Source organism: Methanococcus aeolicus Nankai-3, assembly GCF_000017185.1.
GTDB lineage: Archaea > AGJL01 > Methanococci > Methanococcales > Methanococcaceae > Methanofervidicoccus > Methanofervidicoccus aeolicus.
The window spans coordinates 501,783-517,382 of the sequence record NC_009635.1 but is presented as its reverse complement, the minus strand read 5'-3'; the positions used below and the strand labels follow the sequence as shown (position 1 = coordinate 517,382).

Genomic DNA, 15,600 nt, shown 5'->3' with positions numbered 1-15,600 from the left:
ACAGGAACACCCGGCGTTGGAAAATCTACAATATCAAAAATATTGGTTGATGAACTGAATAAAAATAATAAAAATAGCCCTAGTTATAATTACATAGATATAACCCAAATAGTAAAAGATAATAATCTATATATCGAAAAAGATATATCTATGGACTCTTTTGTGGTGGATTTTTCGGAGCTCCGAAAATATTTAAAAAAAGAATATACCAATAATTCAAATATTGTATTAGATGGACATGTAAGTCATTTACTTGATGCGGATTATACGATAGTGCTTAGATGCAACCCTGAAATAATATTGGAGAGATTAAAAAACAGAAAATATAGCTCTAATAAAATTAAAGAAAATATTGAAGCTGAATGTTTAGATGTGTGCCTCATTGAATCACTTGATAACTCCCCCAAGGTTTATGAAATTGATACCACCAACGGAGCTCCAATAGATATAGTAAATGAAATAATTAATGCCATTGAAAATAACCTTGTTAAAAAAGGTGTTGTAGATTGGTTAAATGATTATTTTTATATGTTGAAATAGACATAAAAATAATTTTGGTTTTTTTATATTTTATTTATTTTATAGTTTTATATTTTATTTCTGTATATATTTTATATATTCACATGATAATATTATTTTTATTATTAATTTATATTGCCGTGATAAAAAATGGAAAAAAACGAAAATATACCTAATGAAATTTACACTGTGTTAAGAAAACAACACTATCAAATAAAAGAACATTCAGCAGTTAAATTATGTGGCTGGGTAAAAAAAGCCCTTCTGGAAAATAAAAGTTGTTATAAATCAAAGTTCTATGGTATTGCAACTCATAGATGTATTCAATGCACACCTTCGGTAATTTGGTGTCAGCAAAGTTGTATATTTTGTTGGAGGGCTTTACCTTCGGACATAGGCATGGATAACAACTCAAATTATAAAATGCCAAAATGGGACGAACCTGAAATAGTGGCAGAAAATATATTAAAAATGCATAATACGCTTATTACTGGATATAAAGGTATATTAGATAGAATTGGGGAACAGAAATACAATGAATTGGCAAATCCTAAGCATGTGGCTTTATCTCTTTCAGGAGAACCTACGATTTATCCCTATTTTAAGGAGCTAATTGAAATATTCCATAAAAAAGGATTTTCTACATTTGTGGTGTCAAATGGTATATTAACAGAAGTTATTGAGGAAATAAATCCAACTCAATTATATATATCCGTCGATGCCTATGACCTTGATAGCTATAAAAAAATATGTAGGGGAACTGAAACTCAATGGAATAAAATAATGGATACTCTTGACATATTGAATGATAAAAAAAGAACCTGTCTAAGAACCACCATTATAAGGGATTATAACGATGACATTGAAAAATTTATCCCAATTTACGAAAAAGCAAATGCTAATTTAATAGAATTAAAATCATATATGAATGTAGGATATTCAAGAAAAAGATTAAATCTTGACGACATGCTTAAACATGAGGAAATACTTGAATTAAGCAAAATTTTGGATAACAATAGCTTCTACAAATTGGAAGATGATGCCTTTGATAGTAGGGTATCTGTTTTAATGAATGAAAATAAAAAGATAAAACTGAAATTATTTGAATAATACGGGGATATCGTGCTAATAATACTTACGGGACTTCCCGGCACGGGGAAATCCACATTTTCAAAAAAATTATCTAAAAAATTATGGGAAAAAGGAATAGATAATATTATATTAGGGACTGATTTAATTAGAGAGCAATTCCCGCAATGGAGTAATGAACAGGAGGAATTTATAAAAAATTCCACAGATTATTTAATAAAAAATGCTTTAAAGGATTATACTGTTATAGTTGATGATACAAATTATTATAATTCAAAAAGAAGGGATTTAATAAATATTGCCAAAGAAAATAATAAAAATCATATAATGATTTATTTAAAAGCTCCATTAGATACCATTTTAAAAAGAAATATCCAAAGAGGAGCTAAAATACCAAATGAAGTAATTATTGATATGTTTAATAAATTTGATGAGCCTGGCACTAAATATAGTTGGGATAAGCCCGATATAACAATAGATACCACAAAAGAGATAAATTACAACAAAATAGTTGAAAAAATATTAGAAATAAAACATAACGATAATAAACCATTTAAAAAGGAAAAAAAAGAAATTACGGAAAAAGAAAACATAATATACAATATTGATAAAATTACTCGGCAAATTATGGGAGAATATATAAAAACTCATAAACTTGATAAAGAAAATATTAAAAAAATCTCGGAGCTCCGAAAAAATTATATTAAATCTATTAAAAATAAAATTGATTTAGATAATTATAATATAAATATTGTTGAAAAAGAATTTAAAAAAATACTTAATAATTACGAAACCTTATAATCTACAATAACTCTTTCAGAGTTATTGACCTATAACCTCTTTATGAGACTTTATAGTCTGCAATAACTCTTTCAGAGTTATTGACCTATAACCTCTTTATGAGACTTTATAGTCTGCAATAACTCTTTCAGAGTTATTGACCTACAAAGTCTCTACGAGACTTTGTAGTATCCGAACTTTGGAGAATAAATATCTGCACTTTTTTTCAATTTTTCCAGTGCATCCTCAACTTCTTTTTCAGATATTCCAAACTCAAAAGCTTTTTCAGTTATATCCTGCTCATAAGCTAATTTGTTATCTGATAATGCTTGGAGCTCCCTGATTATATCAACTATTTTATCCATTTTATCCATTTTTGATTTTGGTAGCTGTCCCATGGCTTTACCAATATCATATTTTCCAGTCTCGGGGTCATATGCAACTTGGTTTAAACATTCCTCAATAATACCAATTGCAACTTTTGCATCAATTTCCTCGACTTTTTTTGATAGTCTTGCTTTGGCATGCATTTCCGATATTCTTATTGCCGCCTCCAGCTGTCTGGCGGTTACGGGGATTGGATTGTCCCCTTCCCCCAATTTTCGCATATCTATATAATAATTTTTTATTAATTTTTTTGCCGATTTTGTGAGATGTGGATTTTTTAATTTTTTCTCATCTACGGTATCACTTCTAAATAAAGAATGGTTTTCCTCAAAATAAGCACAAGTCCGAGAATATATTATATAATTTTTTATTAACTCTTCATTAACAGTAATGCCGTCTATTTCTACCGAGCTTAATAATTTATAATCTTTGGTAGCTGTTTCAATATGGGTATTTAAAATATGTTCGGCTATTTCTTCATCTCTTTTTTTATCGGGTATATCCTTCAATGGAAATATTAAATCAAATCTACTAAGAAGAGGGGATGGGACATTTATTTGTTCAATTACGCCCAAATTTGAATCAAATCTTCCCCGTTTTGGATTACATGCCGCAAGAACAGCACATTTTGTAGGTAATTTTACATTTATCCCTCCTTTATTAATATGTATGGTTTGGGATTCCATAGCTTCAAGAATATATTTCATAATATTTCTTTCAACGGTAAGCTCATCAATACATGCCGTTCCCTCATTAGCCCTAACAAATACCCCTGGCTTTACAACCCAGCCATCTCCTATTTCCGTGCTTTCTCTCACCACATTAGCCGTAAGTCCCCCGCCCGTTGCAGTGGTAACCGAAGCATAAGCGTTTTGTGGAAATAGTCTGGCTATTTTTCTTAACATTGTAGATTTTCCAATTCCTGGGTCTGTTATAAGAAGTATATGGCTATCCTTTCTCAATTGAGAACCATCTGGTAAAAATTTTGTGCATCCTTTTATTTGCTGTAAAAATATTGATTTTTTAACCATTTCATACCCTTTTATTTGTGGTATGAGATAGTGAGATAATATTTCAACAATATTTTTCTTTTTACCCAATTCATTCATAGTTTCCATTAATTCGGTGTTGGATATTATATCTCTTACCTCTATTTTTTGAAAACTTTCATTTAATTTTATATGGTTGCTCTTTACATATATCTCAAAAACTGGCATATTTGGTTTTGTAAATTTTTTCATCACTGTTCCAACTACATCCACCCTTCCAGAGTATATTCCGTCGGAGTTTTCAAGAAATGCCCTTATACTTCGTGGTGGGTCATCTGGATTTTTCATAATGTCTATGGGTTGCTGAATTTCCAATTCCTGTATATTTATATAGGAAGAGCTGTTTAAGTCCAATGACATTTCTGCTCCACAATTTTTATTATCACAAAATCTCTTTGGAAATGTAAAATAATCATGAATAGTTTTATAAGATATATTTCCACAATTTCTACATACAAAACATGCCTTTTTCAATAATGCACATACTTTTGCTGCTTTTATTATATTTCCTTCAAAATCTACCAATTTATTTATATCTGCGGAGTTTATTTCATCTATTTTTTTATCGCAACCCAGCGGTTTTTTAAATGCTATTTGGTATTTTTCCAATTCTTTTGAAGTTTTTTCATCATCTCCATAGAGCTCCATATATGTATCTTTAAAAATATAAAAAATTGTTCCTTCGATCTGTGTTGGTTGTTCTATTATTATATCATTAATTTCACAAATTTCCGGATAACTACTTAAAAAATCTTCAATATCAAATTCAAAAATGTTATTATTTATAGAATTAGAGGAGAGAATATTTTTTATGTATTGCTTTATCTTATTTTCATATTTGTTTAAAAATTCTTCTTCATCAAAATCTAATTTTATATCTGTTTTAACCATGATATCACATATTTTAGTCGGAGCTCCTGAATATAGTAAGTTCAATAATTGTCCCTAATCCGTCCTAATTATTGGGCATATTTCTTTTTTTATTATATAGTAATATGACAGAGATTTTGACATTTTAATTGTGGAACGGTACGCGAAATCGTCCGAAGATTGACCATAAATAATATCAATATTCAAAATCTAAATTTTTAAGTTTAAATACTATTTTTTGAAAATCATTTAAATTATTAACTTTTATATTTTTTTGCTGATGGAATTTTAATACGACCCTATCGAATATATTTGTATTAACTGGTTTTTTCATTAAATAATAATATCTAAAAATACAATTTAATCTTGCAGTTATTAAATCGCTCAAATGAGATAAACAAGTGTTTATATTGTTAATATCGTCAGTTATTAAATATCCTTTTGTTTTTGATTTTAAAAATGCCATTGCCACCAATATTTCTTCAATCGGGAATTTTATAAGTTCTTTTGAGTTTTGTTGTTCTTTTTTTAATTCATATATACTTATCGCCAAATCTTGAAGGCTATCCCACTGTACATTAACATTAAAATTGGCATTATCAAGATTTTCTTTTTTAAGTTTCCACAGGGGAATTTCTTTACCATCAATTATTACTTCATATTCCAAACATTTTTGGAATAATACTTCATAAACATCCATATTTTCACTATTTTGGATTTTAATATAATTAATATACTTAAATATTATATTTTAAGATATGATATTGAAATATACATATACAATATACATATAAAAAAGAAATGCAAAAATAAAAATAAAATAGAATATATTTATATTTTAATATAATTTAATATTATAATTATTTTTTATTTTTCAACTTTTTCCACTATTTTTTCCACTATTTTCTTAAATTCTTCTGATGCTGTGCAATCCATTGAAACCATGGGCACCCCTTTATCTGATGCCTCTCTTGCCTTTACATCTAATGGAATCCTACCTAAGAAATTAACATCCAACTCTTTGGCAGCTTTTTCTCCTCCTCCTTTTCCAAATATGTCCACAACCTTATCACAGTGAGGGCATACGAAACCACCCATATTTTCAATTACTCCTATTATGGGTATATTCATCGTATTTGCCATGGTTATAGATTTACTTGCATCAAGAACGGCAACATCTTCTGGGGTTGTCACTGTAATCACACCGTCAATGTCTGGAATACTTTGCAAAATTGTTAATTGTATGTCTCCTGTTCCCGGTGGTGTGTCTATTAATAAATAATCTAATTCGCCCCAAATTACATCACTTAAAAACTGCCTAACAGCCCCACTAATTTTTGCACCCCTCCAAATTACTGGGGTTTTACTATCTGGTAAAAAGTAGCTAATTGATATTACTTTAATACCTTCAGGGCTTGTTACTGGATAAATACCGTTTTCGTTTCCAATTGGTTGCATATGTTCTACACCAAGCATTTTAGGAACATTGGGTCCGTGTATATCTCCATCTAATACCCCTACTTTTTTGCCCATTGCACTAAGTGCGGCGGCTAAATTTATGGTTACTGTGGATTTACCTACTCCTCCTTTACCACTTAAAATTGCTATTTTATGTTTTATTTTGCCCATATTTTCTTTTATTTTTGTATTTTGCATTTCCATCGCCTTTTTAGTATCTGAGCATGAATTAGCTGAAGAACATGAATTACATTTTCCATCGCATTCCGACATTTAACCACCTATTTTATATATTTCATTATTGTATGAGAGACTGGTTTGAAAGTTTGTTAATAATAAATTATATTTTATTTTATATATTAAAAATATAATACTCTAACATAATATAATAACAAACCATATATAAATTTAATTTTATACATTAATCTAAATATATAATTAAATAAATTATTAATCAAAAAGGTTAACATAAGATACATACCCGAAAACCTGTAATAATATCCATTTGCAACATCTCAAAATTGCACGGCAATTTTCACAATTGTAAAAATCTCGAAGAGATTTTGAAATTCTATTTATTATCATAAAGAGTTTTAAAACATACGACATAAAAAAAATAAAAAGAAAAAATCAAATATTGAATATATTATTATCTACATCCGCATCTTCTTCCATGTCCCATGCCCATTCCCATTCCCCCTCCGTCTATTCTGTGGATTAAAGTTGAAGGAGCTCCGCAGTGAGGGCATGTTTCTGGTTTAGGTGTTCCGTATGGAACTTCTATTATTTTTTCACATTTTGAGCATTTAAATTGTTTTATTTCCATAATGATTTCACCCAATATATTATATTAATTTCTGCTTATAGTCAATCTTCGGTCGTTTTCGCTAAACTGTCTCAAAATCGCAAAGCGATTTTTACGATCTCAAAACTCCGAAGGAGTTTTTACGACCCAAAATTCCGGAGGAATTTTTAAGGTCGTATAAATTTTTCAGAGAAAAATTTATAGATGCTATTAAAGCTAAAATCTCTCTATCATATTACTAAAAATAAAGAAATTTATTTTAATTTGGGGCAGATAAAGGACAGTTATTGAACTTACTATAAATCTTCTTTTAATTTTTTTATTTCCTCTTCGAGCCGTTTTAATCTATCTGATATTACTGTATTTTTTGATTCTGTATCTTTTGGCGTGGTATTTTCCCCATAAGCTACTGCTGATGCATGCAATATTTCACCGGTATTTATAGCTTTATAGTAAGCATGAGCCCCTGAACCACATCTACAAGCTCCAACATATTCATATTTTTCATTTAATGGCATTTCTGTGTTGGCCACCGTTGTTGTTACGGTATTATCTTGTGCTTGATGCCTAAATCCTCTACCCATACCGCCACATCTTCCCATTCTTCCAAATCCTAATTTTCTTCCAAATCCAAACATTTAATCACCTTTATTATTATTTCCTTTAATTATCGTTTTATTTACATTTCACATATTTTATATAACTTAATAAATTTAACCATAGTTAAATATTTTGCTATTAACAATAGATTAATTAATACATGGGCTTTTTAAATTAACCATATATTAATTTTCCAGCAATATTTTAACGATGGCTTTGCCACTATTTCCATCTCCAAAAGGATTATTCCCATTTATTTTTTTATTGGCCATTACGCCGATACCATCTAAAATTTTATTTATATCGGCATTTACCAATATATTACTTCCAATATATATAGTTTCTGGTCTTTCGGTATTATCTCTCAATGTTATACATGGAGCTCCCAAAATACAGGCCTCTTCTTGAACTCCCCCACTATCCGTTAATATTAATTTTGCATTTTTTTCAAGAAGTAGAAATTCTAAATAGCCCACTGGTTCTATAATTTCTATTTTACTGTTTTTTTGTAAATTTTCAAATAAATTATATTCTTTTAATTTTTTCTCCGTTCTGGGGTGCATTGGAAATATGATTTTTTTATTATATTGCTCCGTTGCTTTGATAATGGCATTAACAATATTTGTTAATCTTTCTTTATTGTCCGTATTTTCTGCCCTATGGAGTGTTAATAAAAAATAATCTTCATTTATATTGGTTTTTATGGACATATTATTATATTTATATATATTTTCGGCAATTTCTATATTTTGAATTGTGGCATCTACAATAGTATTTCCGACGACAAACACATTTTTATTAATTCCCTCTTTCAATAAATTATGTTTTGCTATTTCAGTTGGTGCAAATAGGTAGTTACTAATATGGTCTGTTAAAACCCTGTTTGTTTCTTCCGGCATATTTCGGTCATAACTTCGCAATCCTGCTTCAACATGTGCTACCTTTATATGTAATTTTGAAGCTGATAGAGCTCCTGCAAGAACTGTGTTTGTATCCCCTTGAACAATTACTACATCGGGATTTTCCGATATTAATATTTTTTCAATACCGTCAATCATTTTTGCGGTTTGTTCGCCATGTGTCCCAGAACCAACATTTAAATTGTATTTCGGAGTTGGCAGATTTAATTCTTTAAAAAATATTTCGTCCATATTTTTAGAATAATGTTGATTTGTATGTATTATAAAATATTCAATGTTTTTATTATCCTTATGGGTGTTTGATTGATTGTGTTTTAGATTTGCTTCACAAGTTTTACAACTGTAAAAATTTTCCTTTGAAAAATTTTGGAGCTCCCTAATAATTGAAGATAATTTAATAATTTCTGGCCTTGTTCCTAATATTATTGCTATTTTCATTTACCTACACCCAACATAATTTATAATTAATCTTCAATAACTGTCTCTTATTTGCCCTATCGTAAAAATTCCTCTGGAATTTTGAGGTCGTAAAAATCGCTTTGCGATTTTGAGACAGTTTAGTGAAAACGACCGAAGATTAACTATACCATATTTTTTAATTATATATTTTAATATTTTATATTATATTATTTTTATAATGTCTTAACAATCCATGATTTTCCATCACCTAATAATTTAACATTAAAACCTTGTTCTTCCCATAAATTATGATTTAATGTATTTTTCATATCCATTACAATTTTATTTTTCATCATATGAGATATTTCTTTAATATCTTCTTTTTCAAAATTTTTAAATTCACTATGGTCTGTTAAAAAAATAAGGGCATCTGAATTTTTTATGCTTTCTTCTATTGTATTTAATGGATATTCAAAATCCTTGGCATATGGGTCATATATAGATACTTCAAAATCATTCTGTAATAAATAATCAATTATTGCCCGTGCAGGTGTTTCCCGAGTGTCCTCCACATCTCCTTTATAGGTAATTCCAAAAATTCCAACTTTTGGATTGCATATTCCCATTTCTTTAAATTCTTTTATTATCAATGAGGCAACATATTTAGGCATATCATCATTTAAATTTCGTGCCTTCTTAATTAGTTCAGCATTCTCGGAGCTCCCTACAATAAACCATGGGTCTATACTAATACAATGTCCTCCAACCCCCGGGCCAGGATTTAATATATTTACTCGGGGATGTTTATTTGCAAGATTGATGGCATCCCATACATTAATATCTAATTCTGTGGATACTTTTGCAAATTCATTTGCAAGTGCTATATTTACATCTCTGAATGTGTTTTCCATTAATTTTACCATTTCCGCAGTGGTAGAATCTGTTATGTATAAATTACCTTCTATAAATGAGGCATATATTTCCTTTGCAAGTTGTGCGGATTTTTTATTTATTCCTCCTATTGTCCTGTCATTTTCCACAAGTTCCTTTAATATATTGCCGGGAAGCACCCTTTCCGGACAATATGCCATATATATATTTTTACCTGTATTTTTAGATATATCGTCGTATATTTTTTCAGTGGTTTTTGGAGGTATTGTACTTTCTATTATTATTAAATCTCCGTCTTTTAAATATGGTTTTATATTATTTACCGCACTTAGAACACAAATTAAATCACATTTCTTACCGTTTTTATCAGCCGTAGCAGGAGTTGGGACACATATTATATATACATCTGCTTCTTCGGGTTCAGTTTTTACAACTAAATTTCCGGAGGTTATGGCCCCTGTCAATAATGTCATAAGTCCCTGTTCATTTATAATTAATTTTCCATCCCTTATGGTTTTTACCCGTTCTTCGTCTATATCTACTCCTATGACCTTATACCCCTGTATCGCAAGCATTGATGCAGTAGGTAATCCGATATATCCAAGACCTACCACACATATTTTATTTATTTCCTTTTGCTTTGATTTGTCCAACTTCATTTAATCACCGATGTATGTAATAAAAAAATAAAAATAAAAATAAAGATAAAAAAAATAAATTATTTAATGTATTTAATATTTGAATAGTTTTTTTCCCAGGAGCTCCGCCCACGATGCCTCTAAAACCACACTTAACAGTATTGTCATAAAGGTAGCAACAAGTATTGAACCAGCTATTGCATCTGGGGCTATGTATGCTGTGATGGCACTAGGAATTGCATCGGGGTGAGTCATTATTAAAGAATAGATGGTGGCAGATAGTGCCGCAGGAACTACGCCCCTTGGACCTTCCAATGAATAATATATTCTTTCTTTAATATCACTTGCAGGCGGTATTGAGGTAGCAGCAAATACTCCCAATGGTCTTCCAATGAATATTGAGCCCAACGCACATAATAATCCTAAAATCCAGTATTCAGATAATACCGATAAACTTATACTTGCACCTAAAAATACAAATATCAATACCCTAAATAAAGTAGATAACATACTACAAAATTCATCAATTTCCTCAATATATTTTGACTGTTTTTCATATTTTGTGAGTGTATTTCCCAAATATAATCCCATTATTGCAACAGCCATAAAACCGCTAATTTCGTATCCTGAGGACAATAATGGAAATAGCTCTTCACCAAAATACCACAACAATAATGATAACCCAATACCTAATGGAGCTACAAACTCTTTAAAATCACATTTTAATACTGTTTTTTCAAATATTTTCCCCCCTATTATCCCCAATACTACTCCACCGATTGCAAGAGTTATGAAATTCAAAATAGGGTTTAAATTCTCTGCAAGACCTAGCGTAGATAACATTATAGTTGTAACTACAATACCCAATGGGTCATTAAATACACTTTCTGCTTCAAGAGTTAAAGCTATTTTTGGGTCAATTTTTGATTTTGAAAATACTGGCATAAGTGTAGCTGGGTCGGTGGCACATACAATAGCACCATATAAATAACCAATTGGACTAAATAATGGTATTTTAAAAATAAAATTAAATAATAATCCTGAAATTCCAAAAACACCGATTAATCCAATAACATCTAACTTTAAAACTGTGTTTAACACTCTCTTTAAGACAATCCACCTCATGTCAAGAGCCCCACCTAATAACAATACTATTAATCCAATATTTGCTACATATTCAAATATATTTTGGGCGTCTGCTGTGGATATTATGCCTAAAAAAGGTCCCGCTATTAACCCAAATATTAACAATAATGGTATATCTGGAAGTTTTAATTTCTCTCCGATTTTAGCGATAATTGAACCAGAAATAAACAACAGTGCTAAATACCCTATGGCAATGGCTAAATCCATTAAAACACCTTCATAAAAATAATTTGTATATTATTTGTATATTATTATCATTGCTTAACTAAATATTATGTCCATTTTAAATGGTTTAGATATTGTATAAATATCTACCATTATTTAATATGGTATGTTCGAGAATTTTTGAAGTAATAAATTCATATATTTATAGTATTATATTATGGTTGAATGAAAACCCTTTGAGTTTTTATGGCCTTTCGCTAACATTGTTCGCTATGGGTTAGGCAATCTCTGATTGCCTAATGCCTGTTGATTTAAATGTCCTATGGTTTGGCAAATTTTATTTGCCCAACCTTTGGTTTAGCTACTAATCTATGATTAGCTTAACAAATTCCTTTTGGGATTTGGCTTCGGAATTGAGTTTTCGAACACACAATATATATGGTTGCATACTTTATACCACATATATAACATAATAATTTCATTATCTCATTCATCGTATTATCTCTATTATCGCATAATATATATACTATTAGTATAAATAGTCGTTAAATATTATATGTTATGATATTAATAATAAATATTACAAAATATATACTTAAAAGGTGAATATATGTTATTATTGATAAGTCCAAAAAATATCGAAGAAGCGAAAGAAGCTATTGCTGGCGGGGCCCATATAATTGATGTAAAGAACCCTCCTGAGGGTTCATTGGGGGCAAATTTCCCATGGGTAATAGAAGAAGTAAAAAATATAACTCCAAAAAATTTACTGGTTAGTGCTACTGTGGGCGATGTTCCATATAAGCCTGGAACGGTATCTCTTGCAGCTCTTGGTGTTGCTGTTAGTGGTGCAGATTATATAAAAGTAGGATTATATGGGACAAAAACATATTATGAAGCCGTAGATGTTATGGAAAAAGTTGTTAAAGCCGTAAAATCAGTAGATAAAAATAAAATTGTTGTTGCAGCAGGTTATGCCGATGCATATAGGGTTGGAGCTGTTGACCCACTCATAATACCAAAAATTGCGAGAGATTCGGGCTGTGATGTTGCCATGCTCGATACAGCATTAAAAGATGGCATGTCATTGTTCGACCATTTGGACGAAAAATTATTGAAAGAATTTATCGAAGAAACCAGGAGCTATGGTTTGAAAAGTGCATTGGCAGGTTCAATAAAAAAAGAAGAAATTGCAATATTAAAAAAATTAGGTTGCGATATTGTTGGAATTAGAGGGGCGGCCTGCTCATATGGGGACAGAAATGAAGGAACAATACAAAAGGAATTAGTAGAGGAATTAGTTAAATTATGTGAATAATCGCACAAGTATAAGTATATATACGATAATATAATAAATAACAATACACATAGTAATCAACGGACTATTGACATAAATATGGTTATTGAATAAATGCATTAGCTGTATTTTTATAAAAAGGTCAAAATATAGTCATATACATTATATAATATGGAAAAACAAAATATAAAGAACATATATATTATTGTTGATTAACTAATGGCTGTTCGGAAACTGTGTTCATCAGAGGTCAAAAAATCTCAAAGTATTTCATTGGAGATTTAAATCAATATATATTTTACACGCCAATTGGTGCAAAAAGTTCTCGAACCGACCATAATTTAGTTATATTTATTTTTATTTTTTATTTTGCATTAAAATTGTTGCTCCTGTGGGTTAGTTAGGATATGCTTGCGAACTGCGGATTCGCAGACTCGGGTTCAAATCCCGGCAGGAGCGTTTTTTAATATTTAAAAAGAATATATTTGTAAAATATAGTTAAAAAGACAGTGTGATAATAATTAATATTTTTATTATTAAAATAGAGATGGTAAAATGGTAGTTGCAGAAATAAGCATAATTCCATTGGGCGAAGGTCCGAGCGTTTCAAAATATGTTAAAAATGCATTGAAAGTTTTTAAAAAATATGATTTAAAAATAGAGCCAAGTGCTATGGGGACCGTATTGGAGGGAGATTTGGACGAGATATTAGAGGCATTTAAAGAGGCCCATCGGGAAGTTTTGAGCGATACAAAAAGAGTTGTTAGCTCTTTAAAAATTGATGAAAGAATAGACAAAGAGAATACAATAAAAAGAAAATTAAATGCAATTAAATAATTTTTTATCTTATCAGCAAGAATATCAATTTTGAATTTATTGGTATTAACAATTCTTGGTAAATGGGCATACCAATTCTGAATTGCTATTCAAATTTTTAAATATATCAACTGCTTTTTTTGCCATATTCATATCGGGAGCTCCCCTAATATAATATATAATTTTATATATGTGTAGTATATACACATAATATAATACTTATTATTTATTTTTACTGACCTTTCGTCTTATTGCACTTATTATTTGGAACAATAAAGGGACAGTTTTTGAACTTATTATAATTTAGCTTTCCCAATATATGTGGCTGAAAAACGCCAAAGATAGACCATAGTTAATTAAGATAACATTTATATATGTGTAGTATATACACATAATATACAACAGACTAGAGATTATGTTGGGGTGATGATATGATATCGATATATGAGGAATTATGCAAAGGATGTTATATTTGCATAGATTCCTGTCCAAAAAATGTATTTGGAGTTTCCAAGGAATTAAATAAAAAAGGAATTTATCCATCAATGGTCGAAAATATTGAAAATTGTAATTATTGCGGTATTTGTGAATTAATATGTCCTGACCAATCAATTGTGGTGAAGAAATGACATTAGATATCAATGGAAAACTTAAACCCGGTAGTTATTTTATGCAAGGTAATGAAGCATGTGCCGAAGGTGCAATTGCCGTAGGATGCGATTTTTTTGCAGGTTATCCAATTACACCATCATCAGAGGTTGCCGAAAGAATGGCAAAAAGATTGCCACAAATTGGGAAAGCATTTATTCAGATGGAGGATGAAATAGGAGCATTAGCAGCTGTTATTGGGTCATCATGGACTGGTGCAAAGGTAATGACGGCTACAAGCGGACCGGGTTTTAGTTTGATGCAGGAGCATATAGGATATGGAGTAATGACGGAAACTCCATTTGTTATAGTCAATGTACAGAGGGGAGCTCCCTCAACAGGACAACCTACAATGGCATCTCAAAGTGATATGATGCAGGCAAAATGGGGTTCTCATGGCGATTATCAAATAATTGCCTTGGCACCATCATCGGTTCAAGAATGTTTTGAATATACAATAAAGGCTTTTAATCTTTCTGAAAAATATAGGGTCCCAGCCTTTGTGATGAGTGATGAAATAGTAGGACATATGCGGGAAAAACTAACCATACCAGAAGAAATTGAGATAGTTAAAAGAAAAGAGGGACTTAATAAACTTCCATTTTATCCGGAGGAGGATTTAATTCCTAAAATGCCCATATTTGGTAAAGGGTACAGGTCCCATATAACGGGATTAACCCACAATGAAAAAGGATATCCTGATGCAGCATCAAAACCCAATGAACATCATAAATTAGTCAAAAGATTAAACGATAAAATATTGGACAATTTAGATGATATTGTATCCTATGAGGAAAAATATATGGATGATTGTGGAGATGTTGTGGTGGTATCCTATGGAGCTCCGTCAAGGTCTGCGGAAACTGCGGTAAATGAACTTAGGGAAAATGGAGTTAGTGCGGGTTTTTTCAGGTTAGAGGTAGTTTGGCCATTCCCAGATAATAAAATATTAGAAATTGCCAAAAAAACAGAAAAAATTATTGTTCCTGAAATGAATTTTGGTCAAATTTCGAGGGAAGTGGAAAGGGCGTCAAAAGGGTTCTGTGAAGTGATATTGCTTCCAAAGACTGGTGGAGAAATACATCTCCCAGGGGAAATTATTGATATAATAACAAAGAGGTAA

15 protein-coding genes and 1 tRNA gene are annotated in these 15,600 nt (G+C 30.3%); 8 read left to right on the top strand and 8 right to left on the bottom strand.

Annotated features, from left to right (window positions below):
- Positions 1-42 precede the first annotated feature (42 nt).
- The 3 genes from MAEO_RS02450 to pstK all read left to right on the top strand — a co-directional run bounded on the left by MAEO_RS02450 (position 43) and on the right by pstK (position 2,409).
- Positions 43-540, top strand: coding sequence for an adenylate kinase family protein (locus tag MAEO_RS02450; RefSeq protein WP_011973211.1), 498 nt, complete (start codon positions 43-45; stop codon positions 538-540).
- Positions 541-669: 129 nt separating this feature from the next.
- Entirely contained in the window at positions 670-1,629 is a 960-nt protein-coding gene (gene twy1, locus MAEO_RS02445; protein WP_011973210.1) for a 4-demethylwyosine synthase TYW1, read from the top strand.
- Between the two features lie 12 nt (positions 1,630-1,641).
- Complete coding sequence (gene pstK, locus MAEO_RS02440; protein ID WP_011973209.1) at positions 1,642-2,409, top strand: L-seryl-tRNA(Sec) kinase; 768 nt, start codon at positions 1,642-1,644, stop codon at positions 2,407-2,409.
- Positions 2,410-2,561: 152 nt separating this feature from the next.
- On the opposite strand, the gene MAEO_RS02435 is transcribed toward pstK, so the two are convergent.
- The 8 genes from MAEO_RS02435 to MAEO_RS02405 form a co-directional block, all read right to left on the bottom strand.
- Positions 2,562-4,715 (bottom strand): ATP-binding protein, encoded by a 2,154-nt coding sequence (locus MAEO_RS02435; protein ID WP_011973208.1) that lies wholly within the window; start codon positions 4,713-4,715, stop codon positions 2,562-2,564.
- A gap of 175 nt (positions 4,716-4,890) precedes the next feature.
- Positions 4,891-5,394, bottom strand: a complete 504-nt coding sequence (locus tag MAEO_RS02430; protein WP_011973207.1) for a hypothetical protein — start codon at positions 5,392-5,394, stop codon at positions 4,891-4,893.
- A 167-nt stretch (positions 5,395-5,561) separates the two neighbouring features.
- Positions 5,562-6,425, bottom strand: coding sequence for an Mrp/NBP35 family ATP-binding protein (locus MAEO_RS02425; protein WP_011973206.1), 864 nt, complete (start codon positions 6,423-6,425; stop codon positions 5,562-5,564).
- 376 nt (positions 6,426-6,801) lie between these two features.
- Positions 6,802-6,978 (bottom strand): hypothetical protein, encoded by a 177-nt coding sequence (locus tag MAEO_RS07915; RefSeq protein ID WP_011973205.1) that lies wholly within the window; start codon positions 6,976-6,978, stop codon positions 6,802-6,804.
- Between the two features lie 275 nt (positions 6,979-7,253).
- Positions 7,254-7,595: a hypothetical protein gene (locus tag MAEO_RS07740; RefSeq protein ID WP_011973204.1), complete on the bottom strand. Its 342-nt coding sequence runs from the start codon at positions 7,593-7,595 to the stop codon at positions 7,254-7,256.
- Between the two features lie 147 nt (positions 7,596-7,742).
- Complete coding sequence (gene wecB / locus MAEO_RS02415) at positions 7,743-8,915, bottom strand: non-hydrolyzing UDP-N-acetylglucosamine 2-epimerase (RefSeq protein WP_011973203.1); 1,173 nt, start codon at positions 8,913-8,915, stop codon at positions 7,743-7,745.
- Between the two features lie 194 nt (positions 8,916-9,109).
- The gene (locus MAEO_RS02410) at positions 9,110-10,426 is read right to left on the bottom strand and encodes a nucleotide sugar dehydrogenase (protein ID WP_011973202.1); all 1,317 of its coding nucleotides are present in this window, start codon (positions 10,424-10,426) and stop codon (positions 9,110-9,112) included.
- Between the two features lie 72 nt (positions 10,427-10,498).
- On the bottom strand, positions 10,499-11,758 hold the full coding sequence (locus tag MAEO_RS02405) for a cation:proton antiporter (protein WP_011973201.1): 1,260 nt from the start codon (positions 11,756-11,758) through the stop codon (positions 10,499-10,501).
- Between the two features lie 568 nt (positions 11,759-12,326).
- On the opposite strand from MAEO_RS02405, the gene MAEO_RS02400 reads away from it, so the two are divergent.
- From MAEO_RS02400 to MAEO_RS02380, 5 genes are all read left to right on the top strand, one after another.
- Entirely contained in the window at positions 12,327-13,034 is a 708-nt protein-coding gene (locus MAEO_RS02400; protein ID WP_011973200.1) for a (5-formylfuran-3-yl)methyl phosphate synthase, read from the top strand.
- Positions 13,035-13,398: 364 nt separating this feature from the next.
- Positions 13,399-13,472, top strand: a tRNA-Arg gene (locus tag MAEO_RS02395).
- Between the two features lie 96 nt (positions 13,473-13,568).
- Complete coding sequence (locus MAEO_RS02390; RefSeq protein ID WP_011973199.1) at positions 13,569-13,850, top strand: MTH1187 family thiamine-binding protein; 282 nt, start codon at positions 13,569-13,571, stop codon at positions 13,848-13,850.
- Positions 13,851-14,260: 410 nt separating this feature from the next.
- Positions 14,261-14,458 (top strand): 4Fe-4S dicluster domain-containing protein, encoded by a 198-nt coding sequence (locus MAEO_RS02385; protein WP_011973198.1) that lies wholly within the window; start codon positions 14,261-14,263, stop codon positions 14,456-14,458.
- Positions 14,455-15,600, top strand: a complete 1,146-nt coding sequence (locus MAEO_RS02380) for a 2-oxoacid:acceptor oxidoreductase subunit alpha (protein ID WP_011973197.1) — start codon at positions 14,455-14,457, stop codon at positions 15,598-15,600. Before MAEO_RS02385 ends, MAEO_RS02380 begins: the two co-directional genes overlap by 4 nt.